A 25,280-nucleotide genomic window follows, 5' to 3' on the forward strand; every position below is an offset into this window, starting at 1 on the left:
CTCCCCTGTCGCCAGCTGCGGCATCCGACCGCAGATCGTGACAGCCGAACCACTTCCTCACGGCGGATGTCGGGGGTCGCGGCGTAGGGTGAGGCCATGACCTCCGTCGCGCCCGCATCGACCCGCTCGCGCGGGATCGCGCGGGATCCGCGACCCGATCACGGGCGTCCACGCGAGACGGAGTACCGGCCGCAGCATCCGCTCGATGTCCGTCGCACGGTGCTGTCGCAGCGGCGTGGCGGCGGCGACCCGACCATGCTCGTGGACGGCACGGTCATCTGGCGCGCGAGCCGCACCCCCGTCGGTATCGCGACGCTGGCGATCCGCGAAACCTCCCCCGGCGTGATCCGCGGCGCCGCGTGGGGACCGGGCGCCGAGTGGGCGCTCGACCAGCTGCCCGCGCTGTGCGGGGCGGAGGACGACCCGAGGGGGTTCGACGCGACGCCGCATCCGCTCATCGCCGACGCCCACCACCGCAATCCCGGACTGCGCCTCGGCCGCACCGACCTCGTCTTCGACGCGCTCGCCGGCGCCATCATCGAGCAGAAGGTCACCGGCATGCAGGCGTTCGCCGCCTGGCGACGCCTCGTCACGTCCTTCGGCGAGCGGGCTCCCGGGCCGACGCCGCGCCCGCTGTTCGCTCCGCCCACGGTCGAGGGCTGGCGACACATCCCCTCCTGGGCCTGGCACCGCGCCGGCCTCGAGCCGCCCCAATCGCGCACCATCGTCGAGGCGGCCCGCCGCGGCGAGACGGTCGCGCGCGCCGTGGCCGCGGCCGGAGACGGCGAGGCCCGCGACCGGGTCCTGATCGGGCTGCGCGGGGTCGGACCGTGGACCTCGGCCGAGACGCGCATCCGCGCCCTGGGCGACCCCGACGCGGTGAGCGTCGGCGACTTCCACCTCGCGCACGAGGTCGGCTACGCGCTGACCGGCACCCGCACGGACGACGACGGGATGCTGCGACTGCTGGCCGCCTGGCCCGGCCACCGCCAGCGCGTGATCCGCCTGATCGGTGCCAGCGGTGTGCAGGAACCGCGCCGCGGACCTCGGCTGCATCCCGAGGATCACCGCGACCGCTGAGCCCTCGGCCGCGTTCGGTGAACATGCCTTGTGGATGTCGGGGGTCGGAGTGACACTGGTTCACGCCACGGGGCCAGGCCGCGGCATCCATCACGCATCGACAGGAGAGTCTCGTGCCCAGCCTCAATCCGTACCTCAGTTTCCGCGACACCGCCCGGCAGGCGATGGAGTTCTACCAGGGCGTCTTCGGCGGCGAGCTCGTCGTCTCCGAATTCGCCGAGTACCCCGACATGGGCGTGGAGCCCGGCGAGCAGAATCTCGTGATGCACGCGCAGCTCGAGACCCCCGACGGCTTCGTCCTGATGGGTGCCGACACTCCCAGCCACATGCCGTACGAGAAGCCCGCGGGCTTCTCCGTCTCGGTGAGCGGCGACGACGAAGCCGCACTCGACGGCTACTGGAACGCCCTCGCCGCCGACGGAACCGTCACGATGCCGTTCGAGACGCCGCCGTGGGGCGGCCGCTTCGGCATGCTCACCGACAAGTTCGGCATCGACTGGATGCTGGCACTCAACGCGACACAGGGCTGACTCCACGCCCCTCCCGTAGGACGTGGTCCCGGCGCACGCCGGGGCCACGTCCTATGCTGTGACCATGACCGAAGAGCGCACTGGCTTTCCCCGCGGCCGCATCGGCTGGATCCTGGGCACCGTCGTGCTGCTCGGCCTCGGCATCCTGTTCGGACTGATCTGGGAGAACCTGTTGCTCGGCATCGTGCTGGCGGCGATCATCGCGATCGGCTGGCTCATCGCCTACGAGTCGTGGCGCGGCCACACGGCAGGCCTCGACGACCCGGACGACAACGGCGCCCGACTGTGATGCGAGGGCTGCCCGCAGCCCTCCCGAAGTCCCACCCGATGGCCGCCGCTCGCGGCGATCGGCGCGTCCGGCACGCTGTGGTCGGTGGCCTACGTCCTGTCCGGCTCGGCCCTGCAGATCGGCTCGGCGGCCGTGCTGTCGGTCGGACGCTGCGCGATCGCGCTGCTCCTGGGTGAGCCGCTCGATCCCGTCAAGTCGTTCGGCGACGCGATCGCGCTGGCCGGGGTGGTCATCGCCACGCTCGCCTCGCCCGCCGTCGAGCCCAGTCCACCCGGTTCGGGATTGCCCGAACCCGCCGAGCTCGCTGCACACGACCCATCGCGGGAGACGCAGACTGGGACCGGAACATCCGCCGAGGAAGGGACGCCAGGATGAAGATCGCCGTCGCAGGAGGAACCGGCACCGTGGGTGCTCCGCTCGTGCAGATCGCCCTCGCCCGCGGACACGAAGTGACCGTGCTCTCGCGCGCCACCGGTGTCGACCTGCGCACAGGTGGGGGTCTCCCCGCGCGCCTGGACGGGATCGACGTCCTCATCGATGTGCTGAGCGTGCCGACGGTGTCGGCCGAGGAGTCCACCGCCTTCTTCAGCGCGACGACAGGCACCTTGCTGGAGGCGGAGCGCACCGCGGCGACTCCGCACCATCTCGCCCTGTCGATCGTCGGCATCGATCGGGCGCCGGACGCCTACTACGCGGGCAAGGTCGCGCAGGAGAAGCTGATCGTCGAGAGCGACGTGCCGTGGACGATCCTGCGGGCGACGCAGTTCCACGAGTTCGCCGGGCAGATGTTCGACCGCGCCAAGCTCGGACCCCTGCACGTCGCGCCGAAGATGCGCACGCAGCCGATCGCCGCGGCGGAGGTCGCGGCGCACCTGGTCGATCTCGCGGAGGCGGCGCCGGCGGGGCGGGTCACCGACCTGGCCGGACCCCGCGAGGAGAGTCTCGTCGAGATGGTCCGCGCCTACGCCAGGAGCCGCGGCACAAAGGGCTGGATCCCCGCGATCGGTCTCCCCGGCGCCTTCGGCAAGGCGCAGCGCGACGGATCGCTGCTGCCCGGACCGGATGCCGTCCTCGGCACCCAGACGTTCGCCGAGTGGATGACGGCGCTGCCCCCGCACTGAGTCGCTTCGCGTCGTCTCCCGGACGACGCGACCTGACCGGCTACATCTCCTCGTGGGTGTCGGGGTCCCCGCCCCAGAGCCTTCCGCGCTCCAGCGACGAGATCGCGGCGATCTCGTCGGCGGTGAGCGTGAACCCGAAAACGTCGGCGTTCTCGCGCTGACGGACCGGATCGGCCGACTTCGGGATCGGCGTGGAGCCCAGCTCCACATGCCAGCGCAGCACCGCCTGCGTCGGCGTCACCCCATGCGCCGCGGCGATCTCGCCGATGATCGGCTCCGTGAGCAGCTCCGAGCGGCGCGCCAGCGGACTCCAGCTCTCCGTGCGGATCCCGTGCGCCGAGTGGAACGCGCGCAGCGCGGCCTGCGGGAAGTACGGGTGCAGCTCGACCTGGTTGACGGCCGGTGTGACACCCGTCTCGTCGACGAGGTGCACCAGCATCCGCTCGGTGAAGTTCGACACCCCGATCGCGCGCACCGTCCCCCGATCGCGCAACTCGATCATCGCCCGCCACGTGTCGAGGTACTTGCCCTCGCTCGGGTTCGGCCAGTGGATGAGGTACAGGTCGATGCGCTCCAGGCCCAGACGGTCGAGGGATGCCTCCGCGCTGGCGATCGTTCGATCGTAGCCGTGATCCCGACCGGGGATCTTGGTCGCGACGAGCAGGTCGTCCCGATCCCGGCCGCTGCGGCGGACCGCCTCGCCGACCTCCGCCTCGTTCTCGTAGTTGACCGCGGTGTCCAGCAGCCGGTACCCGGTGTCGATCGCGGCGACCATGGCGGCGATGCCGTCGTCGCCGCGGAGGTTGTACGTGCCGAGCCCGAGTTCGGGGAATGCCGTGCCGTCGTTGAGCGCCACTGTGGGAATGCGGAGAGGGGATGTCGCGGACATGCCTCCATCCTGACCCACTCCGACGCAGCCCGCTCCGTCCCCGTCACAGTCCGACGAACGACCGACCCCCTCGCCCATGTCGGCGGTCTGCGCGATGCTGGATGCCTCAGCCCGTGCGGGCCGACGACGAGGAGGCCTTCGATGGACATCGTGCTGGTACCCGGACTGTGGCTCGACGGTGCGACGTGGGGCGAGGTCGCACACGAGCTGACCCGCGCCGGGCACACCCCGCATCCGGTGACGCTGCCGGGTATGCAGTCACGCGACGCCGACCGCACCAGCGTGACGCTCGAGGACTGCGTCGCCGCCGTCGTCGCCGCGATCGATGACTCCGAGGCGCCCGTCGTGCTCGTCGGGCACTCCGCCGGCTGCGGCGTCGCCACGGTCGCCCTCGATCGGCGCGCCGACAAGGTCGCCCGCGTCGTGCTGGTCGGCGGGTTCCCCGCCGTGGACGGCGTTCCGCTGATGCGGGGCTTCGCCACGGTCGACGGCGGCATCCCGCTGCTGGAGTGGTCCGAATTCGACGAGGCCGACCTGCGCGATCTCGACGAGGCGACGCTGGCGCGCTTCCGCGAGCGAGCCGTCCCCTCCCCGGCGGCGCTGGCCACCGATCCGCCGACCCTGCGCGACGACCGCCGCTACGGTGTGCCCGTGACCGCGGTGGCCACCGAGTACACCGCCGCCGATCTGCAGGAATGGATCGCTGCGGGCGAGCCCTCGGTGCAGGAGTTCCCGCGGTTCGCGGACCTCTCGTTCGTCGATCTTCCGACCGGGCACTGGCCGCAATTCAGCCGTCCGGCCGACCTCGCGCGCGTCATCCTCGCCCAGCCGCCGCTCGGAGACTCGCCCTCGGACTGACCCCTCCGCCGTCCCGCCACCCGCACTTCACCCGCCGTCCACCCGGCGGTCGCGTACCGGTCGGATGCCGCTTCTACGTTGCCTGTGGGAACAGCAGCGCCCGATCGGGCGCGCCCGCACACAGTGGAAGGCATCCTCATGGGATTCACTCGCAAGACCCTGCCCGCGCTCGTCGCAGCGGGTCTGCTCATCGCCGGCCTCGCCGGCTGCTCGTCCGCCACGGCAGCCGACCCGGAGGCGACCGACACGGCCGCCGCCGGCACGTTCGCCGTCGACGAGAACACGATCGTGTTCGGCGTCGTCCCCGACTCGGTCGACACCGAGACGAACTACCAGCCGCTGATGGACTACATCGCGCAGGAGACCGGCAAGACGGTCGAGTACCACGAGTCCACCGACTACGCCGCGCTCATCGAAGCAGCCGTCGCCGGCAAGATCGACGTCGCGTCGTTCTCCGGCTTCACCTACGTGACGGCCACGAACAACGGTGCACAGCTCACGCCGATCTCCTCGATCATCACGGCCGAGGGCGAAGAGCCCGGCTACTACTCGCAGGCGATCGTGCCGAACGGCAGCAGCATCAAGACGATCGCCGACATGAAGGGGCACAAGGTCTGCTTCGTCGACCCGTCCTCGACGTCGGGCTACCTGTTCCCGAGCTACAACCTCCTCGAAGCCGGTGTCGACCCCGAGACCGACGTCACGCCGGTGTTCGCGGGCAAGCACGACGTGAGCGTGCAGAAGGTCGGCGAGGGCGTCGAGTGCGAGGCGGGCTTCGCCGAGGACAGCGAGGTCGAGAAGAGCGACAAGGTCACCGTCATCGAGGAGACCAAGGTTCCCGGTGCCCCGATCGTCGTCTCGTCGGTCCTGCCCGCCGACCTGCAGGCGCAGCTGACCGACATCCTCGGCGAGGTCACGATCGACGACATCATCGCCGCCGGCATCACCGGCGCCGACACCGATGCCTTCCGCAGCGTGTTCTTCGCCACCTCGCCCGTCGACGACGCGTACTACGACACGATCCGCGACATCTGCGAGAAGACCAACGCCACGCAGTGCCAGGGCTGAACCCCCTGAATCGCTGAAGACAGACCGGAGAAACTGATGACGGATGCCGTGGCCGCCTCGACGATCGCCCACTCGGACACGTCCGAACCGATCGTCCGCATCGAAGGCCTCACGAAGACCTTCGGCTCGACCGTCGCGCTGGAAGGCGTGACCTTGGAGGTGCGTCGCGGCGAAGTCGTCGTCCTGCTCGGGCTCTCCGGATCGGGCAAGTCGACGCTGCTCCGGCACGTCGACGGGCTCGAGCTGCCCACCCAGGGACGCGTGCAGGTGCTCGGCGAGGAGGTGCCGGCCCTGCGGGGCCGGCGCCTCCGCGCCCTGCGCCGCCGCGTCGGCTTCATCTTCCAGCAGTTCGAGCTGGTGCCGTCGCTGACGGTGCTGGAGAACGTGCTGACCGGCTCGCTGGCCGGCATCCGCGGTCCGCGGCTCGGCCTCTGGGGATACCGCAAAGACCTCAAGCTCGCCGCCCTCGGGCACCTCGACCGCGTCGGGCTGCTGGCCAAGGCGTACCAGCGCGCCGACACGCTCTCCGGCGGGCAGCAGCAGCGCGTCGCGATCGCCCGCGCCCTGATGCAGAACCCCGAGGTGCTCCTGGCCGACGAGCCGGTCGCCTCACTCGACCCCGAGTCCAGCGACCAGGTCATGGCCCTCATCCGCGACATCGCGCTGGACAACGGCCTCACCGTGCTGTGCAGCCTGCACCAGGTCGATCTCGCTCTGTCGTGGGCCGACCGCATCGTGGGGCTGCGGCACGGCGAGGTCGTGCTCGATACCCCCACCAACGGGCTGACCAAGGCCGAGGTCATGGAGATCTACGGCCGGGTCGCCACCACCACGCACGAGCTGCAGGCGATCCAGCTCGAGCTTGTCGACGTGCTCGTCGGCGCCGACACGTCCGCGACGCCCGACGAGGCCCGCGGATGACGACGCTCATCGCCGCTCCCCCGCTGCCGAGCACTCCGGGCGACCTGCTCGACCGGGCCCCGAAGCGCCGCGTCTCGCCCGAGCGGATCGCGGCGGGACTGACGATCGTGGCGCTGATCGTGGCGTCCGTCGTCGCCCTCGCCGACATCGACATCTCGATCCCCGCGATGATCGAGAGCTGGGGCAACGCCGAACGGTTCTTCGCCCGCGTCGGCGGGATCACGTTCCCCGAGCCGGGCGAGCTGCTCTACCTCACGGCGCTGACCGTCGGACTGGTACTGCTGGGCACATTGCTCGCCGCCGTCATCTCGGTGCCGGTCGCCTATCTCGCCGCCGGCAACACGACGCCGGGACCGGGATGGCGCGCCTTCGGCCGCTTCGTGACCGTGCTGACCCGCGCGATCCCCGACGTCGTGTTCGCCATGGTGTTCGTGCTGATGTTCAGCCTCGGCACCCTCCCCGGCATCCTCGCCATCGGGATCCACTCGATCGGCATGATCTCGAAGCTGTTCGCCGACGCGATCGAGCAGATCGACGAGGGACCGCGCCGCGCGATCCGCGCCGCCGGCGGCACCCGCCTGCAGGAGTTCACCTCCGGCATCCTGCCGCAGGTCCTGCCGTCCTGGGTCGCGACGGTCCTGCACCGCAACGACATCAACCTGCGCGGCTCGGTCGTGCTCGGCTACGTCGGCGTGGTCGGCCTCGGCATGGAGATGTCGTTCGCGTTCAAGTCCCTCAACTACTCCCTGGGCATCGGCATCGCGATCGTCATCTTCGCCCTGTGCGTCGTGATGGAGATCATCTCGAGCACCATCCGCTCGGCCATGCTCGGTATCGCGCCGGACGGCCGCGGCCTCGGCGACCGCACGATGCGCGGCATCCGCCGGCTGCGCGGAACGACGGATGCCGCAACCGCCGCCGCGGCGACGACCACCGGCGATCCGGCTTCAGCCCTGCACCGGCCCTGGACCGCCGTCCGCGTGCGCAACACCGTCTGGGGCTGGATCGCGGTCGCCGTCGTGATCGGCAGCATCCTGATCTGCAACATCCAGTGGTCAGACCTGTTCACGTTCTGGGCGAAGATCCCGGCGATCGCCGTGCAGTTCTGGCCGCCGACGTTCGGCAACTACGGCGCCGAGACACTGTGGGCGGCGATGGGCGAGACGATCGCCATCGCCCTGGCCGCGACCCTGCTCTCCCTGGTCTTCTCGATCGTGATCGGGTCGCTCGCGGCGCGCAATGTCGCACCCAGCCCGGGCACGCGCACCGGCATGCGACTTCTGCTGGTCGGCATTCGCGGCGTCCCCGAGGTGATCCTCGCCATCGTGCTCATCGTGATCACGGGGCTCGGCACCCAGGCCGGCACGATCGCACTGGCCTTCGGCGGCATCGGGCTGCTCGGCAAGCTGCTCGCCGACTCCTTCGAGGAGGTCAGCCCCGGCCCCGAGCGGGCGCTGCGCGCCACCGGCGCCACTCGTCTGCAGGTGTACGCCTCCGGCACGCTGCCGCAGGGCACGCCGGCACTGGTCGGGCACTCGTTCTACATGCTCGACACGAACATCCGCGCGGCGACGATCCTCGGCATCGTCGGCGGTGGCGGGATCGGCTACTACCTGCTGAACGCCGGGCAGGGATCGAACTACGGCATGGTGACGGCGATCGTGCTGATGATCCTCGCGACGGTGCTCGTCGTGGAAGGTCTCGCGATGTGGATGCGGAAGGGGTTCCGATGAGCCCGGACGTGGTCGTCGTCGGCGGCGGCATCATCGGCCTCGGCGCCGCGCTGGCAGCACGGGAGCGCGGCCTGGAGGTGACGCTCCTCGAGCGCGACGACCGGCCCGTGGGCGCCTCGATCCGCAACTTCGGGCACATCTGCCTCACACCGCAGAGCGGGATCGCCCGCACGTACGGCATCACCGCTCGCGACAAATGGCTGCGGTACGCGCAGGATGCCTCGTTCTGGCTGCGCGAGTCGGGCACCCTCGTGGTGGCCCGCCACGAGGACGAGCTCGCGGTCCTCGAGCAGTTCGCGGCCGACCGCACCGATCACACGCTGGGCGATCTGCCGGAGATCGAGGTGTTCGACGCCGACGAGGCGGAGGCCCGCATTCCGCTCGCCCGCGGCATCGCCGAGGGCGGCGCGCACTTCCGCTACGACCTGCAGGTGAACCCGCGTGAGGCCGCCGCCGCGCTCACCCGGCACGCGGTCACCCTCGGGGTCGATGTGCGCACCGGCGTCCACGTCGGCCGCGTCCACAGCGGGCGCGTGGACACGAGCGCTGGCGCCCTCGACGCGGGACTCGTGGTCGTCGCGACCAACCACGACATCGACCGGCTCCTGCCCGAGGTCGCGGCCCGCCACGGGATCGTGCGGTGCGGCCTGGACATGATGCGCGTCCATGCGGCGCTGCGCTCTCCCCTGGATGCACCGCTGCTGACCGGATGGTCACTGCTGCGCTACAGCGGGCTGGCCTCCACCCCGGCCGCCGCCGCGGTGCGCGCCCGTCTGCACGCGCGGCATCCGCACCTCGCCGCGCTCGATCTGAACCAGATGTACACGCAGCTGCCGGACGGTTCGCTCATCGTCGGCGACACGCACTATCGCGACCGCACGCTGCCTCCGTTCCAGTCGGAGCAGGCGTTCGAAGTGCTCGTCGAAGAGACGGCCGCACTGTTCGGCGTGCCACACCCGACCGTCATCGAGCGCTGGCAGGGCATCTACGCCAGCGCATCCGAGCCCTTCCTGCGCGAGGAGCCGGAGCCGGGTGTGCTGGCGCTGGCCGCCACCACCGGGATCGGCATGACCACCGGACTCGGGCTCGCCGAGCACGCCATCCGCGACGCACTGACCACCACTCCATCCACCGCCAGAGAGGCACGCTCATGACCACTCCCACCGCATCCGGCGACTTCGCCCCCACCGACGAGCTCGAACTCGACGTCGACGTGTTCGAGGGCGATGACCTCGACGACGATCTGGACGATCTGGACGATGACGAGGACGACGAGGCGGGTATCGAGGTCGTCGTGCTCGACATGGCCGGCACCACCGTCGCCGACGAAGGACTCGTCGTCGCCGCCTTCCAGCGTGCCGTGGAGCGCACCGGCATCATCGCCGACGAAGACCTCGACGAGGCGCTGGACTTCGTCATCGCGACGATGGGCCAGTCCAAGATCGAGGTGTTCCGCTCCCTCACTGAGGGCGACGAGACCGACGCGCAGCGCGCGAACGAGGAGTTCGAGCGCGCCTACGGCGAGCTGATCGTCGAGCGCGGCGTCGAGGAGATCGAGGGCGCGCGGGATGTGCTGATCGAGCTGCGGGATGCCGGGGCATCCGTCGTGCTCACCACCGGGTTCGCTCCCGCGACGCGCGACGCCATCCTCACCGCGCTCGGCTGGGAGAACCTCGTCGACGCCGCCCTCTCGCCCGCCGACGTCGGACGCGGACGCCCCGCACCCGACATGGCCCTGACCGCGCTCATCCGTTCGGAGGCGTCCAGCGTCGCCGCTCTCGCTGTGGTCGGCGACACCCGCAGCGATATCGAAAGCGGTCTGAACGCCGGCGCCGGGTTCGTGGTGGGCGTGCTCACCGGTGCGCACACGCGCGAAGAGCTCGAGGATGCCGGGGCGCACGCCGTGATCGAGAGCATCGCCGACCTGCCCGCCCTCCTCGGCCTGCGCGACTGACGCCGTGTCGGTTCTCCACAGCGTCGTGAAGAAGCACACCATCGTGCGTGCCGGTGGCCACGACATCGCGATCTCGCCGACGCCGACGGCGATGGTGTGGGAGAAGCCGGGCGCGCCGCACGAACGGGTCGCGGTGCCCGGCCTCGTGCTCGGTCACGGCGAGGCGCTCGTGGAGGTCGAACTGGCGACGGTCTGCGGATCGGACGTGCACACCGCGCTCGGGCATCGGGCGGCGCCGGCTCCGCTCGTGCTCGGGCACGAGCAGGTCGGACGCGTCGTCGTGACCGGTGATGACGCCCGCCGCGCCGACGGTACCCCCCTCGCCGTCGGCGATCGGGTGGTGTGGTCTGTCACGGTCAGCTGCGGAGGGTGCGACCGGTGCCGCACGGGCCTGCCGCAGAAGTGCCGCGTGCTCGTCAAGTACGGCCACGAGCGGATGGCACGGGGATGGGAGCTGAACGGCGGCTTCGCGACGCACGTGCACCTGCGCGCCGGCACGGCCATCGTGCCCGTCGCCGAGGGCGTACCGGCCGCCGTCCTGGCCCCGGCGGGCTGCGGCACCGCCACCGCCGTCGCCGCCCTCGAGGCGGTCGCCGCGACCGTCCCCCTCGGCGGCGCGAACCTGCTCGTGACCGGCGGCGGTCTGATCGGCCTGACGCTGTGCGCGCTGGCCTCGGATGCCGGCGCTCGCGTGATCCTCGCCGACCCCGACCCCACCCGGCGGGCGCTCGCCCTGCGGTTCGGCGCGGCGCGTGCGGTCGAGCCCACTGCGACCGCCGTGGCAGCGGCGCTCTCCCCCGCCCAGCGCGTGGACGGACCGAGCGCCGTCATCGAAGCCTCGGGCGCAGGGTCGGCCGTCGGACTCGCGCTCACCGCCGCGGCAGTGGGCGGCGTCGTGGTGCTGGTCGGCAGTGTGTTCCCCGGCAACGACGTGCCGTTGAGCGCCGAGAGCATCGTGCGGCGGCAGCTGACGATCCGCGGCATCCACAACTACCGCGCGGAGCACCTGATCGAGGCGGTGGACTTCCTGCAGCGCACCTCCGGGGACTTCCCCTTCGAGCAGCTCGTCGGCGTGGTCCTGCCGCTGGACGACCTGGATGCCGCGATCAAGGTCGCGGCGTCCGGTGCCCATGTGCGGGTCGGCGTCGCAGGGTGAGTCTCAGACCGTGAGCCCGAGCACGTCGGTCGCCAGGGTGTCCAGGAAGGCGTTGTAGCCCGCGACCAGCCCGGCTTGCTGCTCGGCGGTGAAACCAGGCGCCTCCTGCGTGAGCGTGACCTCGGTGCCACCGGCGACCTCTGTCAGCACGACGGTGGCCGGCGCTGCGTTCTGCGGCTCTTCCGGCACATCGGTGAGGGTGAACACGAGGCGCGACGGGGCATCGACCTCGACGAACTCGCCCACCCAGCTCTTGGTCGTGCCGTCGGGCAGGAGCATCACGGCGCTCCAGCCGGCGCCGACCGCGGGGTTCCAGGTCAGGGTCTCCTGCGGCACGTCGACGTGCGAGGTGCCGAACCAGACCGCGAAGTGCTCGGGCTTGGCGAAAGCGTCCCAGACGAGTTCGCGCGGCGCGGCGAACGTGCGGGTGACGGTGATCGATTCGGTCATGACTTCTCTCCCTGGTCGGATCGCTGAATCTCAGCGAGGTAGGTGCCGAGCGCGTCGAAGCTGTCGCTCCAGAATCGCGCGTAGTCGTTGATCCAGCCGGATGCGGCGGCCAGCGGGCGGGCGTCGAGCTGCGCGGGGCGATACTGCGCGTCCCGACCGCGGCTCACCAGCCCGGCCTCCTGCAGCACCCGAAGGTGCTTGGAGACGGCGGCGAAACTCATCTCGAACGGCTCCGCGAGCTGACCGACGGTCGCCTCGCCCTCCGCCAGCCGGGCGAGCATCGCACGGCGGGTCGGGTCGGCGAGGGCCGCGAAGGTCCGGCTGAGCTGATCGCTCGACATCCGCATCTCCTATTCAACCGATAAGTTCTGAACCAATAAGTTGAATATACGCGGAACAGCGAGGTTGTCAAGAGAACGAGTGGAGGGATGCCCCGACCCGGGGCATCCCTCCACTGCACGGCGTCGTTCAGACGACGACGATGAATCCCAGCACGGCGCTCACCAGCGAGAGCAGACCGAGGACGATCGAGACGGTCGCCTTCTCCTTGCGACGGACGTGGACGACGACGGCGCCGATCATCGTGATCGTGAGACCTACAGCTGCGAGCGGGGTCAGGATCGGCGCGATGCCGGTCGCGAGCGGCAGGATGAGGCCGACGGCACCGACGATCTCGATCGCACCGATGGCCTTGACGCTCGGCGTGGAGAAGTCCTCGACGTAGCCCATGCCCTGGGCGATCAACGCCTCGCGCGGTCGGGTGACCTTGCCGATGCCGGCAGCGACGAAGGCGAGGGCGAGCAATCCGTTGAGGATCCAGAGGGCGATCAGCATAGGGGTTCCGTTCTTGTCGGTGGGGCTGGTTACTTCTTGTGCCTGACCACATCATGAGTCATCCTTGAAGTCGAGACAAAAGGCACAGCCATGTGCCCGACGCACACGCGCCACACGGCGCGGCGCATTAAGGAACGGGATGTCCCTCAGTTCGGTGGTCGAATCCGAGGGCCAGGGCGCCCTCAGCGAGTACGAGAACACCTGCGCGGCGGCCGAGAGTCAGGGCCGCACCATCCGCGACCTGCTCAGTCGGATCGGCGACAAGTGGACGCTGCTCGTGATCGTGACGCTCGACAAGGGGCGGCTGCGCTTCACCGAGCTGCAGCGCCACATCCCGGGCGTCTCGCAGCGCATGCTGACCCTGACGCTGCGCCATCTCGAGCGCGACGGCCTGCTGACCCGCACCGTCCACGCCGAGGTGCCACCGCGCGTGGAGTACGAATTGACCGACACCGGACGCACCCTCATCGCGCCGTCGGTGGCACTCGCGCAATGGGCGATCGCGAACCGCCGCTCGATCGAGTCGTCGCGCGCCGCCTTCGACGATGCGCATTCCGCCTGAGCGCGGCTAGGTCTCCAGCAGCCCGCGGATGTCGTCGGCCGACAGCGCCTCGCTGAAGAAGGCCTCGTCGTCCATGACCGCGGAGACCAGCTCGGCCTTCTTGGCCTTGAGCGCCATGACCTTCTCCTCGATGGTGCCCGCCGCGACCATCCGGTAGACGTTGACGTGCTTGGTCTGGCCGATGCGGTGCGCACGGTCGACCGCCTGCGCCTCGCTCGCCGGGTTCCACCACGGGTCCAGCAGGAAGACGTAGTCCGCCTCGGTGAGGTTGAGCCCGAACCCGCCGGCCTTGAGGCTGATCAGGAACACCTTGCCGTCGCCGCGGCGGAATCCGTCGATGACCTTCTGGCGCTGCCGTGTCGACCCGTCCAGATAGGCGTACGGGATGCCGTGTGCGTCGAGCCGATCGGCGGCGCGCTGCAGGAACGATGTGAACTGGCTGAACACCAGCGCCTGGTGGCCCTCGCCCACGATGTCGTCGAGCTGGTCCAGCAGCGCGTCGAGCTTCGAGGACGGCACATCGGCGTAACCCACCGGATCGATCAGCCCCGCATCGAGGCTCAGCATCCGCAGCAGGGTCAGCGAGCGGAACACGATGAAGCGGTTGCGATCGAGGTCGTCGACCAGCCCGAGGATCTTCTGCCGCTCGCGCTGCAGATGCTGGTCGTAGATCCGGCGGTGGCGGGGATCCAGCGGGATCTCCAGCACCTGCTCCTGCTTGGGCGGCAGCTCGGGGGCGACCGCCTCCTTCGTGCGCCGCAGCATGAAGGGTCGCACGCGCCGCCGCAGCCGGGCGAGCCGCTCCTCATCATGGTTGACCTCGATGGGGCGGCGGTACTGCTCGGCGAACTCGCGCGCCGAGGGGAACATGCCGGGCGCGACGATGTGCAGCAGCGCCCACAGCTCGGAGAGGTTGTTCTCGATCGGCGTGCCGGTGACGGCGAGGCGGAAGGGCGCGCGGATGCCGAGAGCGGCCTCGTGCACCTTGGATGCCGGGTTCTTGGCGAACTGCGCCTCGTCGAGCACGAGGCCTGCCCACTCACGGTCGGCGAACGCCTCGGCGTCCAGACGCAGGATCGCGTACGTCGTCAGGACGATGTTCGTCCCGGCCGGCACGTCATCGATCGTGCGGCCCGCGCCGCGCGTCGCGGTCACCTCGGCGACCTTCAGTCCGGGGGTGAAGCGCTCGGCCTCGCGCGCCCAGTTCGACATGACCGAGGTCGGAGCCACGACGAGGAATGGCGCCCCTTCCTCGCTCTGTTCGGCCGTGTGGGCGATGAGGGCGAGGGTCTGAGCGGTCTTGCCGAGGCCCATGTCGTCGGCCAGGATGCCGCCGAGCCGGTGCGCGTACAGGAACGCCAGCCAGCGGAACCCCTCGAGCTGGTACGGTCGCAGCTCCCCGGCGAACCCCTGCGGCACCGGCGGCGGGGTGACCGTGTCGATGTCGCGCAGGCCATCGACTGTCTCGCGCCACGCGACGGCCGCCTCGCTCTGGTCGGCGAGGTCCTCGAACTCGGCCCAGAGCGCGGTCTGGTAGCGGCTGATGCGCAGGCCCGTCTCCCACTCCTCGAGGGTGCCGGCCTCCTCGATCAGCTCGCGCAGCGGGGCGAAGACCGCCTGATCGAGGGAGAGGTAGCTGTGATCGGGCAGCAGCAGCTTCTTCGCGCCGCGGGACAGCGCCCGGAACAGCGGGCCGAACGGCACGGCGCGGCCTTCCACCGTCACCATGACGCCGAGGTCGAACCAGTCGTTGGACTCGGACTCCACAGCCGAGACGGTCAGCACCGGCGTCTCCACGACTTCGCGGTAGTCCGGCTTCTCGCCCAGGACCTCGACGCGCACATGGTCCAGTCCCTGCAGCAGCGGGAGCAGCCGGGCCGTGAACTCAGCGGCTTCCAGCCCGCGGAGGGCGGCAGTGGGTCGCAGGGCCCGACGCGAGGTCAGACCCGGAGCACCGGCAGGATCGGCGGCCAGGATCTCGGCGGCGGCGAGCGCAGGCAGCCGGTCGGTGACGGGGTTCAGGAACGCGGCATCCGGCACGTCCAGCGGGAGGTGGCGGTGGGCGGACAGATCCCACTGCCAGTCGAGGCGCAGCACGTGGCCCGCGTCGAAGCGCGCGGTGAGCACGAGCGTCGCCGGAGGCACCGGCGGCGGAGTGAAGCTCTCGTCGACACTGACCACGCGCACCGACCGGGCGAGGGTGGCGAAGTGCTCGTCGAGGAACTCCGGCACCTCGTCCTCCGTGACCCGCACGGGGAGCGGCCGTTCGACGAGCCCGCGCTGGGCGCGCGTCGGGGGTGCCACGAGACGTGCGAGCACGAGCGACCCGGCGTCCAGGTCGTGCGCGTAGACGCCGTGCGCGCCGATCAGGCCGGCCGTCGCGGCATCCCTCGGCTGGCCGTCGAGGAACACACTCGGCGTCAGCACCAGACCGTCCTTGGTCATCCGCGAGTCGAACCCGATCTCGGCCGTGCCGACGATGGTGACGTGGGGCGTGGTCGTGCTGACGAGCGGGATGCCGAGGGAGTCCGCCTCCGCCAGGAGCGCCCAGAGCAGGCCGGACTCGAAGTGGTCGAGGGTGATCCAGTCGGATCCGTATTCGACGTACCCGCCGAGCGACGCGCCCTTGAGCGTGTTGAGCTGAGCGAACCAGCGCGCCTGCGCGGGGTCGTAACCCGCCGCCGTGCCCTGGTATCCGATGTTCTGCCACGTCAGGTCGCCCTTGATCCAGCCGCGCGAGCCGGTCGTGACGGGGCGCACGGCGAGGCGATCGACGGATGCCGCATCCCGCGCCGTCTCGTCTCGTGCGCCGGTGCCGCGGCCGTCGCGCCGGCCGGCACGGTGGCGCAGCTCGAACTGCAGGGCGAGCGAGCGCGTCGGGCGCTGGTCGGCCGTCGGCACGCGATCGAGTGCCGCCACCAGGCCACGCCAGCCGTTCTCGGTCTGGGTCGCATCGGCCACCGCCTCGGCGGCCTCGGCCTTGCGACGCCGCTCCTTTGCGGCGTAGAGCAGGGCGGCGACGTGCTTGCAGTTGATGGCGACGGGGCACGTGCAGGTGGCCGCGCGCACCATCACCCGGGCGGTGTGGGCACCGACGAGCGCGACGGTCACCCGGTAGGGAGCGTCTGCCGAGCCGCGCACGGTGCCGGTGAGCACCTGCTCGGCCGGGTTCCAGTCCAGGTTCTCGACCCGGTCGCCCTCCGCGTAGGCCCGACCTCGGCTGTGCGCGAGCGGCCCGACCAGACGCGCGATCGTCAGCTCCTCGACGGAGGGCAGGCTGGCGTCGGGCATCCTTCTATCGTGTCACGCCCGGAGCACCCCGGCGTCCGGCTCAGCCCAGCAGCTCGGGTCGCTTCCACTCCGCATCGCCGATGTGCTGCGCCAGGAAAGCGAAGACGGTCTGGTACCAGACCACCGCGTGCTGGGGCTTGAGGACCCAGTGGTTCTCGTCGGGGAAATACAGGAACCGGTGGATCGTGGATCCGTCCGGCTCCGCGTGGTGCTCGGCGAGCTCCGACCACAGGCGCAGGCTCTCGCCGATCGGCACGCGGTAGTCCTTGTCGCCGTGGATGACCAGCAGGGGCGTGCGGATGTCTTCGACGAAGCGGTGCGGGGAGTTCTCGATCATGCCCTGCGGCGTGAAGATGCGCTGCCAGTACGCGGAGCTGTCGGTGGTGCCGGCGAACTGGTCGAGCGCCCACAGGCTCGCGTGCGTGACGATCGCACGGAACCGGTCCGTGTGCCCGGCGACCCAGTTGGCCATGTAGCCGCCGAACGAGCCGCCCATCGCCGCGGTGCGGGTCTCGTCGATGTCGCCGCGCTCGACGACCGCATCGGTGATCGACATCAGGTCGGTGTACGGCTTGCCACCCCAGCTGTTCCAGCCGCGCGCGATGAATTCCAAGCCGTAGCCGGTGGACAGCGCCGGATCCGGCAGCAGCACGGCGTACCCCCGGGCGACGGCGAGCAGCGGCGCCCAGCGCCAGCTCCACGAGTTCCAGCTGTTCAGCGGGCCGCCGTGGATCCACAGCAGCAGCGGGGCGGGCGCGGCATCCGATGCCCCCTCCGGCAGCAGCAGCCAGCCGCGCACGCGCGCGCCGTCGGCGGCGGTCGTCTCGACTTCAGTGATCGATCCGGGAGCGGTCGGGAGCGGTGCCGGGGTCGGCAGGACCGTCACGGTGCCGTCACGCGCGATGCGCACGGGGTGGGACGGCGCGACCCACGACGAGCGCAAGGCGAGGAGGTCGCCGGTGCAGGTGTCGACGGCGACGTGGCTGTAGGTGTGGTCGTCGTGCGTGACCTGCGCGACCGCACCGCCATCCAGTGGCACGCGGAAGACAGGCCCCCGCCCGTCGGAGTCTGCGGTGACGATGAGCGCGGCATCCCCCGCATCGAAGGCGAGGCTCGACGGCCACCGATCCCAGGCAGCCGCGACGCGGCGCGGCGCGGAGCCGTCGATCGCGGCGACCCACAGCTCCTGCTCGGTCGGGCCGGTGGGCGTGCTCTTCTGCGTCCGCACGTAGGCGACGAGCGTGCCGTCGTGGCTGATCGCGGGCATCTCGAAGTCGACGTCCGGCTCGTCGCAGAGCACCGTGTGCACAGCAGTGGCGGTGTCGATCGCGACCAGCACGTAGCGGCTGTCGCGCTGCACGCTCACCCGCATCGCAGCGATCAGGATGCCGCCGTCCGGCGTCAGAGCGACACCCTGCGTCGTGGCGGAACGGCCCGGCTGCGGGGTCAGGTCCCGCGGGCGCGGGAGCGTCGCCGGGTAGTCGGTGGAGTCCTCTGTGGACTCGTCGTCCGCCGCGGCGGCCTCTGCCGCCGACGCGGGGCGGACGGCCGCCGCAGCCTCGGCGGCGGTGAGGTCCAGCGCCAGCAGGTGGGGTTCGGACGGCCCGAGGTCGTGATCCCAGAATCGCACCGGGTAGGTCTCGTGCAGGATCGCCGACACCTTCTTGTCCTTGCGACGGGCCCGCAGCTTCGCGTCCTCCTCGAGCGTGCGGGTGCTAGGCAGCAGCTCCGCCGACAGGACCACGCGGTCCGCGCCTTCGGCCGTTGCGGCGATCGCACTCACTCCCCCGGCCAGTCGGGTCACGGGCCGGGCGTCACCGCCCGCGGCCGGCAGCACCCAGAGCTGCGTATCGGCGTCATCGCCGTCGGTGTCGGGGCGCGACGAGAGGAACAGCAGGTCGCCGTTCGCGGTGAACGCCGCCCCCGACTCCCCCTTCGTCGATCGGGTCAGTCGGCGCGGTGTCCCCGACCCGTCGGCCGCGACGGCCCACAGCGACCGCTCGTACGACGTGGCGTCCTTGGCGAGCGTCGCGACCGTGAGCACGACGTGCGCGCCGTCCGGAGAGAGTGCAAGCGCTTCGACACGCGGAAGCGCGATGTAGTCGTCGAGGGAATCGAACGCAGAAGAGGCCATGCCTCCACGCTAATGCTCGTTCTGCTCCGCCTCACGGATGACCGGCACCGGAAGCTCGCTGCTCTTGCGCAGTTTGACGGCTCCGACGAAGCCGAGCAGGAGGAATCCGGCGGCGACGAACATGGCCCAGCGGGTGCCGTCGGCGAACCCGTCGGCCAAGGCCTGCACCACGGCGTCGGTCTGCGAGCCCAGCTGACTCGACGTGCCTTCGACCCGCAGCTGCGTGATCGTCGAACCGGCGCTCTGCCGGGTCGCGTCGGCGAGCGAGTCCGCCTCGGACCCCGTGACGCCCGCCTTCTCGAGGGCGGCGGGCAGCGTCAGGGCGAGCGAGACCGACAGTGCGGCACCGGCGAACGCAGTACCCAACGCCGACCCGACCTGCCGCACGGTGCTCTGCGTGGCAGATCCCTGACCCGAGACCTCGACCGGGACGTCGCGCAGCACGGTGCCGGTCAGCTGGGCCGACGCCAGTCCGAGGCCGAGGCCGTAGACGATGAGCGGCAGCGCGATGAGCCATCCGGGGGTCGATCCGGTGGTCACGAAGGCGACGATCAGCAGTCCGAGCAGCTCGAGCCCGAGGCCGATCAGCACGGTTCCCGGTGACCCGAACCGTGCCGCCACGTGGCGAGCCGCCGCGCCGGACAGGAAGGCGCCGATCGCCATCGCCGCCAGCACCAGACCCGCACCCATGACATCCAGCCCCAGCGCGTTGATGAGGTACAGGGGCAGGACGAAGATGATCGCGAACTCGCCCACCGCGACCATCGCCGCGGTGAGGTTGCCCCACGAGAAGGTGGGCAGCTCGAACAGGTGGAGATCCAGCAGTGCCGAACGCCGCACGCGTTCGCGGTGCCGCTCCCAGACGACGAACAGCACAAGGGCGACGGCGGCGACGGCGAATGCGATCGGCACGATCGAGATCGGGGCCGTGGCCGGCCAGACCCACCCGAAGATGTGGAAGTCGACCTTCGGCTTCCACCAGCCGAGGTCGGGGCCCTCGATCACGGCGAAGACCAGTGCCCCGAAGCCGATGCCGCTCAGGAGGGCGCCGTCGACGTCCACGCCCGGCAGCCCCTTGCTTCCGCGGGTCTCGGGAACGGTGAAGAGGGCGGCGACGAAGACGATGATCCCGAGCGGAATGTTGACGAGGAAGATCCACTCCCACGAGAGGTACTGGGTGAGCGCGCCACCGGCCAGGGGGCCGACGGCGGCCGCACCGGAGATCACGGCGCCCCAAACGCCGAACGCCGCGGCGCGGTACTTGCCGCGGAAGGTCGCGTTCACCGTCGACAGCGTTGCCGGCATGATGAGCGCCGCACCGACCGCCTGCACCGCGCGCGCGGCGATCAGCGGTCCGGAGGCGTCCGCGGTCGCGGCATAGATGCTGCCGCCGACGAACACCACGATGCCGGCGAGGAAGAGCAGCTTTCGCCCCCACCGGTCGGCCAGATGTCCGGTGGACAGCAGCAGCGCAGCCAGCAGGACCGCGTACAGACTGTTGACCCACTGCGCGTCGGTGAGGTCGAGCTTGAGGTCCTCGATGATGGCGGGCAGAGCCACGCCCACGATCGTGCCGTCCAGCACGATCATCCCCAGCCCGGCCGAGAGTACGGCCAGGCCGAGCCACGCACGGCGGCTGGGGGGCGCTTCCTCGACCGGGACCGGGGACGAGGTCATGCCCGTGCCTCCGTGACGACCTTCTTGGCCGCGGCATCCTCGACGATCGCCTTACGCAGGCACAGGAACAGCAGCACCATTCCGATGGTCAGGATGATGTGGCCCATGCCGGCGATGCCGGAGATCATGGCGCTCGATTCTTGACCGAGCACGGTCAGCGACCCGTGCCAGATGAGCATCGCCGAAGTGATCACGACACCGACGTTGTAGACCCAGAAGAACCAGGTGAACAGCGGGCTGCGCGACAGCGTGAAGACCTTCTCCAGGGCCAGCACGATCAGCAGCACGATGAAGCCGAGCGTCAGCAGGTGCGTGTGGGCGAGTCCGAGCTGGGTGAACTGCCCCTCGGGGAAGTCGTTCATCTTGGTGAACTCGCGGTAGTACAGCCCGGAGAGGACACCCACGATCATGTAGGCGAACGAGGCATAGAACAGCTTCTTCATGAGAAGTCCTTTCGATCTGCATCCAGCCTGAACGCGAAGCATTCACAGCGGATCAGCCGAAAGGTGGAGAACATCGCTCCACCGTCAGATGAGCCCGCTTTCTCGTGCCGACGCTACCGCTTTCGCCCTGCTTTCGACGCCCAACTTGGCGAAGAGATTCACCAGATGCGTCTTCACGGTGGCCTCGGTCACGAACAGTGTGCGGGCGATCTCGCGGTTGGACGCGCCGTCGCCGAGCAGGCGCAGCACGTCCAGTTCGCGCTCGGTGAGGCGCACGCGCGGCTGTCGCATCCCGGCCACGACGCGTTGCGCCATCTCCGGGGCGAGCACGATCCGTCCTGCGGCGGCCTCCTTGATGGAATGCAGGATCGTCTCCGGAGAAACGTCCTTCAGCAGGTACCCGGCAGCGCCGGCTTCGATCGCGCTCAGGATCTCGGCATCCCGATCGAAGGTGGTGAGGATGATGACGGCGGGAGCGGGATGCTGCGCCCGCAGCTCGGCGGTCGTCTGCACGCCGTCCATGCCCGCGCCGAGCCGCAGATCGCACAGCACCACGTCGGGATGCAGGTGCGCCGACAGCACCAGCGCTTCCTCGCCGGAGGCGGCCTCCCCCACGATCTCGACGTCGGACCGGTGCTCGAACAGGGCGCGCAGCCCGGCGCGCACGATCGGGTGGTCGTCGACCAGCAGCACGGTGACCGGCACGTCAGTGCTCCCCGTGCGGTCGGGGCGACGGTTCGGCGACCGGTGCGAAGGGGGCATGCGCCGACAGCGCGGTGCCGTCGCCCGGTGCGCTCTCGACTTCGAGCCCGCCGCCGAGCTCGCGCAGGCGGGCGCCCATCGAGTGCAGCCCGTACCCGCTGACGGCGGCACCGCGACCGGCGCGGTCCCAGTCGTCCGCGTCGAACCCGCGGCCGTCGTCGACGATGTCCAGCCGCACCGAATCCTCTGCATCGACGAGGTTGACCACGACCCGACTCGCGCCGGAGTGCTGCCGCACGTTGGCGAGCGCGGACTGGGCGGTGCGCAGCAGGGCCACCTCGACGGCGGTCGGCAGCGCCGGGAACCCGGCATCGACGTGCAGTTCGGTGGCGATGCCCGATTCGGCCTCGAGCCGTTCCAGCATCCGTCCCAAGGCTCCCGCCAGCGCGCCCTCGTCCAGCTCGGCCGGCGCCAGCGCTGCGACGATGCGCCGCACATCCGCGAGATTGTCGCGGGCGAGCGCCTCGATCTGCCCGAAGACCCGCGGCGCGTCGGCCGCGTCGCCGCGATCCCCGGCGGCACGGGCGAGCAGGCCGATCGAGGAGAACCCCTGCGCGATCGTGTCGTGGATGTCGCGGGAGAGCCTGGTGCGCTCCTCGATCGCGCCGGATTCCCGCTGCGTGCGGGCGAGCTCCTGCTGCAGATCGGCCATCTCGGCGTGCGCGAGCATGAGGGAGTCCACGAGCCGCTGCCGCTCCTGCGACTCCTTCTCGATCTCGAGGTAGCCGCGCGAGACCCCGAACGCGAACAGTCCGCCGATGAGCGGGCCGATGAGGTTCGCGTACGTCGTGGTGCCGTTGTGCAGCACGGGTGCCACGGCGACCACGACGAACACCGCGACCGAGTAGACGATGGCCCACCGCAGCCGCAGGATCAGCCCGCCCAGCAGCCACAGCGAGAACGACAGCCAGACGAACTCGACCGAGACCGCGACGGCGCCTACCCAGATCAGCCCGAGCCCGAGCAGCCAGATCGCACCGGCGCGGCGGTCCTCGGTGCGCTCGGCGAGCAGGATTCCACCGAAGTACCAGCCGGCGAAGACGAGGGATACCGCGACCGCCGCGATCGGCGGCGTGCCGTCGGCGATCGCCCGCGCCCCGCCCACGACCACCAGCACCGCGGCGATGACGATCTGCCCCACCCGCATCGAACGGAGCATCGCGCCCACGCCCCGGCGCGACGGTGCAGGCCCATCGGCCCGCACCGCCGGCTCGGACACGTCCCTACCCGGCGACGCCGGCGGGTTCGGTGGAGTCGACATGGTCCGATTCTCCCTCGCTCTCCGGGGCGATGTCGCGCGACCGCGTCGCGAGCCCGCCCGGCCACCAGATCTTCTCTCCCACCAGGCTGAAGATCGCCGGCACGATGACGGTGCGCACCACGAAGGTGTCGACGATCACGCCGAGCCCGACGATGAGGCCGATCTGGCCCAGTGTCACCAGCGGTAGCACGCCCAGTGCCGCGAAGACCGCGGCCAGCACGATGCCGGCGCTCGTGATGACACCGCCGGTGCCGGCGACCGCCTCCACCATGCCCCGCTTGGTGCCCCACACGGCGGCCTCGGCCTTGGCCCGGTGCACGAGGAAGATCGTGTAGTCGATGCCGAGGGCGACCAGGAACAGGAACGACAGCAGCGGAACCTGCAGGTCGAGGGCGTCCTGGCCGAACACGACACGGCTCAACCATGCTCCGGCGCCGATGGCGGCGGCGGCGCTCGCGAGGTTCACGAGCATCAGGAGGATCGGCGCGACGAGCGAGCGCAGCAGGATGAGCAGCACGATGAAGCTGACCGCGAGGATGAGTGGCGCGATCAGCAGCAGGTCGCGCATGTTGCCGTCGCGGGCGTCGAGGTCGGTCGCCACGGCTCCGCCGACGAGCGCATCGGCGCCGACGACGTCGTGCACGGCGGTGCGCAGCTCGCGGACGAGGTCGAGGCTCTCCGGGGTGCCGGGTGCCGGCTCTCCGGTGACCAGCACTCGGGTGAGGTCGCCGTCCGAGCTCTCGCTCACGACGGTGACCCGGATGACCCCGTCCACGTCCTTGGCGGCTGCGACGACGGCATCCGTCTCGTCCGTGTTCGTGATGACGGTCAGCGGCTGCGCCTCACCCGCGGGGAAGTGCTCGGAGAGCACCTCGAGGCCGGCGGCCGACTCGGATGCAACGCGGAACTTCTCGGTCTGGCTGAGGCCGATCGAGGCGCCGAACAGGCCGGTCGCCATGATCGCGAGCACCGCACCGCCGGCCACGAGCGCCACGACCGGGCGACGCACCACGCGCGTCGCGATCGCACGCCAGGTGCGACCCTGTGTGTGCGGCTGCCCCGGGCGCGGGACGAACGGCCAGAAGATGCGGCGGCCGCAGACGGCCAGCAGCGGAGGCAACACCAGGAGCACGGCGGCCAGGGCGATGAGCAGTCCGATGGCGGAGGAGATGCCGAGACCTCGCGTGCCGGGGATGACGGCGAACACGAGCGTGAGCAGCGACAGCACGACCGTCACGTTGGACGCGAGGATCGCCGGGGCCGTCTTGCGCCATGCGGTGGCCAGCGCGACGCGGTGGCTGTCATTGACGAACAGCTCCTCGCGGTAGCGCGAGATGAGCAGCAGGGCGTAGTTGGCCCCTGCGCCGAACACGAGGACGCTGACGATGCCGGTGTCGAACTGGAGGCCCAGCGCGGTGCCGACCGCCGAGGTCGTCTTGCTCGCGAGCTGGTCGGCGAAGGCGACGACGGTCAGCGGGATGATCCACAGGATCGGCGAACGATAGGTGAGGATCAGCAGCAGCGCGACGATCCCGATGGTGACGATGAGCAGGGTGAAATCAGCGCCCTCGAACGCGGAGGTGATGTCCGCGCCGAACGCCGGTCCGCCCGTGACCAGCACGGTCACGCCGTCGATCGAGTTGTCCGCCACGACACCGCGCAGCGCCTTGACCTCCTCGGCCGTGGCCTTGTTGTCGTCGCCGATCGTGATCGGGGTCTGCACGACGGCGGCGCGACCGTCGTCGCTCGTGATCACGGGCGACGCCGTGTGGCCGGTCTCCTCGTTCAGCGCCGGCACCATCGCGTCGAGTGCGGCCAGGTCGGACTCGCTGAGCGGGTCGCCGTCATCGCGGCTCGCGACGACCAGCACCGATTGCTTGTCGCCATCGGGGAACTGCGAGAGCAGCTCCGTCACCGCGGCGGACTCGGATGTCGGGGGTGCCGCGTCGTTGCCGGCGGGGGCTTTCGCTCCGCTGAAGGCACCCATCAGCATGACGATCGCGAAGAGGCCGATCGCCAGTGAGATCCACGCCCCCTTTCGCGAAGTGAGTCGTTCGGCCAGGGTCGTGCGAGGGCGGGGTTCGGGCATGCTTCGAGTCCACCCGCTGCCCACGCTTTGCGGATCGCGCAGGTGGTGGACCGATGCCTCCACCTTTCGATGGAGGGGACCGGGCGTTCCCGATGCTCGGGGACGCGACCCAGGTCGCTTGATCCGGATGCCTCGGTCCGCCAGTGTGGAGCAATCGCTTCCGCCCCTCGACCGAGAG

The 25,280-nt window shown here is 70.5% G+C and carries 24 protein-coding genes; 13 read left to right on the forward strand and 11 right to left on the reverse strand.

Features of this window, described 5'->3' with window-relative positions; translation table 11 throughout:
• Nucleotides 1-96 precede the first annotated feature (96 nt).
• From ASD65_RS08220 to ASD65_RS08240, 5 genes are all read left to right on the forward strand, one after another.
• Complete coding sequence (locus tag ASD65_RS08220) at nucleotides 97-1,080, forward strand: DNA-3-methyladenine glycosylase family protein (protein WP_056220983.1); 984 nt, start codon at nucleotides 97-99, stop codon at nucleotides 1,078-1,080.
• A 113-nt stretch (nucleotides 1,081-1,193) separates the two neighbouring features.
• A complete protein-coding gene (locus ASD65_RS08225) occupies nucleotides 1,194-1,610 on the forward strand; it encodes a VOC family protein (protein ID WP_082561625.1) in 417 nt (138 codons plus the stop codon).
• Between the two features lie 64 nt (nucleotides 1,611-1,674).
• Nucleotides 1,675-1,899, forward strand: coding sequence for a hypothetical protein (locus ASD65_RS08230; protein ID WP_056224633.1), 225 nt, complete (start codon nucleotides 1,675-1,677; stop codon nucleotides 1,897-1,899).
• A gap of 84 nt (nucleotides 1,900-1,983) precedes the next feature.
• Complete coding sequence (locus ASD65_RS08235; protein ID WP_056220986.1) at nucleotides 1,984-2,274, forward strand: hypothetical protein; 291 nt, start codon at nucleotides 1,984-1,986, stop codon at nucleotides 2,272-2,274.
• A complete protein-coding gene (locus tag ASD65_RS08240) occupies nucleotides 2,271-3,020 on the forward strand; it encodes an SDR family oxidoreductase (RefSeq protein ID WP_056220989.1) in 750 nt (249 codons plus the stop codon). Before ASD65_RS08235 ends, ASD65_RS08240 begins: the two co-directional genes overlap by 4 nt.
• Nucleotides 3,021-3,060: 40 nt before the next feature.
• Here ASD65_RS08240 and ASD65_RS08245 read toward each other — a convergent pair whose 3' ends face one another.
• The gene (locus ASD65_RS08245; RefSeq protein ID WP_056220992.1) at nucleotides 3,061-3,909 is read right to left on the reverse strand and encodes an aldo/keto reductase; all 849 of its coding nucleotides are present in this window, start codon (nucleotides 3,907-3,909) and stop codon (nucleotides 3,061-3,063) included.
• A 141-nt stretch (nucleotides 3,910-4,050) separates the two neighbouring features.
• Between ASD65_RS08245 and ASD65_RS08250 the strand changes: the two genes are divergently transcribed.
• The 7 genes from ASD65_RS08250 to ASD65_RS08280 all read left to right on the forward strand — a co-directional run bounded on the left by ASD65_RS08250 (nucleotide 4,051) and on the right by ASD65_RS08280 (nucleotide 11,599).
• The gene (locus ASD65_RS08250; RefSeq protein WP_056220994.1) at nucleotides 4,051-4,767 is read left to right on the forward strand and encodes an alpha/beta fold hydrolase; all 717 of its coding nucleotides are present in this window, start codon (nucleotides 4,051-4,053) and stop codon (nucleotides 4,765-4,767) included.
• A 138-nt stretch (nucleotides 4,768-4,905) separates the two neighbouring features.
• A complete protein-coding gene (locus ASD65_RS08255; RefSeq protein ID WP_056220997.1) occupies nucleotides 4,906-5,835 on the forward strand; it encodes a phosphate/phosphite/phosphonate ABC transporter substrate-binding protein in 930 nt (309 codons plus the stop codon).
• 36 nt (nucleotides 5,836-5,871) lie between these two features.
• On the forward strand, nucleotides 5,872-6,756 hold the full coding sequence (gene phnC, locus ASD65_RS08260) for a phosphonate ABC transporter ATP-binding protein (protein WP_056221000.1): 885 nt from the start codon (nucleotides 5,872-5,874) through the stop codon (nucleotides 6,754-6,756).
• Complete coding sequence (gene phnE, locus ASD65_RS08265; RefSeq protein ID WP_056221004.1) at nucleotides 6,753-8,489, forward strand: phosphonate ABC transporter, permease protein PhnE; 1,737 nt, start codon at nucleotides 6,753-6,755, stop codon at nucleotides 8,487-8,489. Before phnC ends, phnE begins: the two co-directional genes overlap by 4 nt.
• Complete coding sequence (locus ASD65_RS08270; protein ID WP_056221007.1) at nucleotides 8,486-9,643, forward strand: TIGR03364 family FAD-dependent oxidoreductase; 1,158 nt, start codon at nucleotides 8,486-8,488, stop codon at nucleotides 9,641-9,643. The genes phnE and ASD65_RS08270 overlap by 4 nt, the downstream gene beginning before the upstream one ends.
• Entirely contained in the window at nucleotides 9,640-10,443 is an 804-nt protein-coding gene (locus tag ASD65_RS08275; RefSeq protein WP_082561626.1) for a phosphonatase-like hydrolase, read from the forward strand. The genes ASD65_RS08270 and ASD65_RS08275 overlap by 4 nt, the downstream gene beginning before the upstream one ends.
• 4 nt (nucleotides 10,444-10,447) lie before the next feature.
• A complete protein-coding gene (locus ASD65_RS08280; RefSeq protein ID WP_056221010.1) occupies nucleotides 10,448-11,599 on the forward strand; it encodes a zinc-binding dehydrogenase in 1,152 nt (383 codons plus the stop codon).
• 3 nt (nucleotides 11,600-11,602) lie between these two features.
• Here the strand turns inward: ASD65_RS08280 and ASD65_RS08285 are convergent, their stop codons facing one another.
• The 3 genes from ASD65_RS08285 to ASD65_RS08295 form a co-directional block, all read right to left on the reverse strand.
• A complete protein-coding gene (locus tag ASD65_RS08285; protein WP_056221013.1) occupies nucleotides 11,603-12,049 on the reverse strand; it encodes an SRPBCC family protein in 447 nt (148 codons plus the stop codon).
• Nucleotides 12,046-12,390, reverse strand: a complete 345-nt coding sequence (locus tag ASD65_RS08290; protein ID WP_056221016.1) for an ArsR/SmtB family transcription factor — start codon at nucleotides 12,388-12,390, stop codon at nucleotides 12,046-12,048. The genes ASD65_RS08285 and ASD65_RS08290 overlap by 4 nt, the downstream gene beginning before the upstream one ends.
• 127 nt (nucleotides 12,391-12,517) lie before the next feature.
• Complete coding sequence (locus tag ASD65_RS08295) at nucleotides 12,518-12,883, reverse strand: DoxX family protein (protein ID WP_056221018.1); 366 nt, start codon at nucleotides 12,881-12,883, stop codon at nucleotides 12,518-12,520.
• 139 nt (nucleotides 12,884-13,022) lie between these two features.
• Between ASD65_RS08295 and ASD65_RS08300 the strand changes: the two genes are divergently transcribed.
• Nucleotides 13,023-13,445, forward strand: a complete 423-nt coding sequence (locus tag ASD65_RS08300; RefSeq protein ID WP_056221021.1) for a winged helix-turn-helix transcriptional regulator — start codon at nucleotides 13,023-13,025, stop codon at nucleotides 13,443-13,445.
• Between the two features lie 6 nt (nucleotides 13,446-13,451).
• Here ASD65_RS08300 and ASD65_RS08305 read toward each other — a convergent pair whose 3' ends face one another.
• From ASD65_RS08305 to ASD65_RS08335, 7 genes are all read right to left on the reverse strand, one after another.
• Nucleotides 13,452-16,736, reverse strand: coding sequence for a DEAD/DEAH box helicase (locus ASD65_RS08305; RefSeq protein ID WP_082561627.1), 3,285 nt, complete (start codon nucleotides 16,734-16,736; stop codon nucleotides 13,452-13,454).
• Nucleotides 16,737-16,776: 40 nt separating this feature from the next.
• Nucleotides 16,777-18,870 carry a S9 family peptidase gene (locus ASD65_RS08310; RefSeq protein WP_056221025.1) on the reverse strand — a complete coding sequence of 698 codons (2,094 nt, stop codon included), beginning with the start codon at nucleotides 18,868-18,870 and terminating at the stop codon, nucleotides 16,777-16,779.
• A 9-nt stretch (nucleotides 18,871-18,879) separates the two neighbouring features.
• Entirely contained in the window at nucleotides 18,880-20,547 is a 1,668-nt protein-coding gene (locus ASD65_RS08315; RefSeq protein ID WP_056221027.1) for a DHA2 family efflux MFS transporter permease subunit, read from the reverse strand.
• Entirely contained in the window at nucleotides 20,544-20,990 is a 447-nt protein-coding gene (locus ASD65_RS08320) for a DUF2871 domain-containing protein (protein WP_056221031.1), read from the reverse strand. Before ASD65_RS08320 ends, ASD65_RS08315 begins: the two co-directional genes overlap by 4 nt.
• 84 nt (nucleotides 20,991-21,074) lie before the next feature.
• Nucleotides 21,075-21,695, reverse strand: coding sequence for a response regulator (locus ASD65_RS08325; protein ID WP_056221033.1), 621 nt, complete (start codon nucleotides 21,693-21,695; stop codon nucleotides 21,075-21,077).
• A gap of 1 nt (nucleotide 21,696) precedes the next feature.
• Nucleotides 21,697-23,013, reverse strand: coding sequence for a sensor histidine kinase (locus tag ASD65_RS08330; RefSeq protein ID WP_056221037.1), 1,317 nt, complete (start codon nucleotides 23,011-23,013; stop codon nucleotides 21,697-21,699).
• Nucleotides 22,976-25,102, reverse strand: a complete 2,127-nt coding sequence (locus ASD65_RS08335) for an MMPL family transporter (RefSeq protein WP_056221040.1) — start codon at nucleotides 25,100-25,102, stop codon at nucleotides 22,976-22,978. Before ASD65_RS08335 ends, ASD65_RS08330 begins: the two co-directional genes overlap by 38 nt.
• Nucleotides 25,103-25,280: the final 178 nt, after the last annotated feature.

This window comes from Microbacterium sp. Root61 (assembly GCF_001427525.1).
Classification (GTDB): Bacteria; Actinomycetota; Actinomycetes; order Actinomycetales; family Microbacteriaceae; genus Microbacterium.

Excerpts from the sequence above, each read along its gene's own strand:
- ASD65_RS08245 (WP_056220992.1), bottom strand. The coding sequence starts at position 3,909 with ATGTCCGCGACATCCCCTCTCCGCATTCCCACAGTGGCGCTCAACGAC.
- ASD65_RS08330 (WP_056221037.1), bottom strand. The coding sequence starts at position 23,013 with ATGTCGACTCCACCGAACCCGCCGGCGTCGCCGGGTAGGGACGTGTCC.
- ASD65_RS08315 (WP_056221027.1), bottom strand. The coding sequence starts at position 20,547 with ATGACCTCGTCCCCGGTCCCGGTCGAGGAAGCGCCCCCCAGCCGCCGT.
- ASD65_RS08335 (WP_056221040.1), bottom strand. The coding sequence starts at position 25,102 with ATGCCCGAACCCCGCCCTCGCACGACCCTGGCCGAACGACTCACTTCG.
- ASD65_RS08285 (WP_056221013.1), bottom strand. The coding sequence starts at position 12,049 with ATGACCGAATCGATCACCGTCACCCGCACGTTCGCCGCGCCGCGCGAA.
- phnC (WP_056221000.1), top strand. The coding sequence starts at position 5,872 with ATGACGGATGCCGTGGCCGCCTCGACGATCGCCCACTCGGACACGTCC.
- ASD65_RS08310 (WP_056221025.1), bottom strand. The coding sequence starts at position 18,870 with ATGGCCTCTTCTGCGTTCGATTCCCTCGACGACTACATCGCGCTTCCG.
- ASD65_RS08305 (WP_082561627.1), bottom strand. The coding sequence starts at position 16,736 with ATGCCCGACGCCAGCCTGCCCTCCGTCGAGGAGCTGACGATCGCGCGT.
- phnE (WP_056221004.1), top strand. The coding sequence starts at position 6,753 with ATGACGACGCTCATCGCCGCTCCCCCGCTGCCGAGCACTCCGGGCGAC.
- ASD65_RS08270 (WP_056221007.1), top strand. The coding sequence starts at position 8,486 with ATGAGCCCGGACGTGGTCGTCGTCGGCGGCGGCATCATCGGCCTCGGC.
- ASD65_RS08230 (WP_056224633.1), top strand. The coding sequence starts at position 1,675 with ATGACCGAAGAGCGCACTGGCTTTCCCCGCGGCCGCATCGGCTGGATC.
- ASD65_RS08240 (WP_056220989.1), top strand. The coding sequence starts at position 2,271 with ATGAAGATCGCCGTCGCAGGAGGAACCGGCACCGTGGGTGCTCCGCTC.
- ASD65_RS08295 (WP_056221018.1), bottom strand. The coding sequence starts at position 12,883 with ATGCTGATCGCCCTCTGGATCCTCAACGGATTGCTCGCCCTCGCCTTC.
- ASD65_RS08300 (WP_056221021.1), top strand. The coding sequence starts at position 13,023 with ATGTCCCTCAGTTCGGTGGTCGAATCCGAGGGCCAGGGCGCCCTCAGC.
- ASD65_RS08250 (WP_056220994.1), top strand. The coding sequence starts at position 4,051 with ATGGACATCGTGCTGGTACCCGGACTGTGGCTCGACGGTGCGACGTGG.
- ASD65_RS08255 (WP_056220997.1), top strand. The coding sequence starts at position 4,906 with ATGGGATTCACTCGCAAGACCCTGCCCGCGCTCGTCGCAGCGGGTCTG.
- ASD65_RS08220 (WP_056220983.1), top strand. The coding sequence starts at position 97 with ATGACCTCCGTCGCGCCCGCATCGACCCGCTCGCGCGGGATCGCGCGG.
- ASD65_RS08320 (WP_056221031.1), bottom strand. The coding sequence starts at position 20,990 with ATGAAGAAGCTGTTCTATGCCTCGTTCGCCTACATGATCGTGGGTGTC.
- ASD65_RS08290 (WP_056221016.1), bottom strand. The coding sequence starts at position 12,390 with ATGTCGAGCGATCAGCTCAGCCGGACCTTCGCGGCCCTCGCCGACCCG.
- ASD65_RS08275 (WP_082561626.1), top strand. The coding sequence starts at position 9,640 with ATGACCACTCCCACCGCATCCGGCGACTTCGCCCCCACCGACGAGCTC.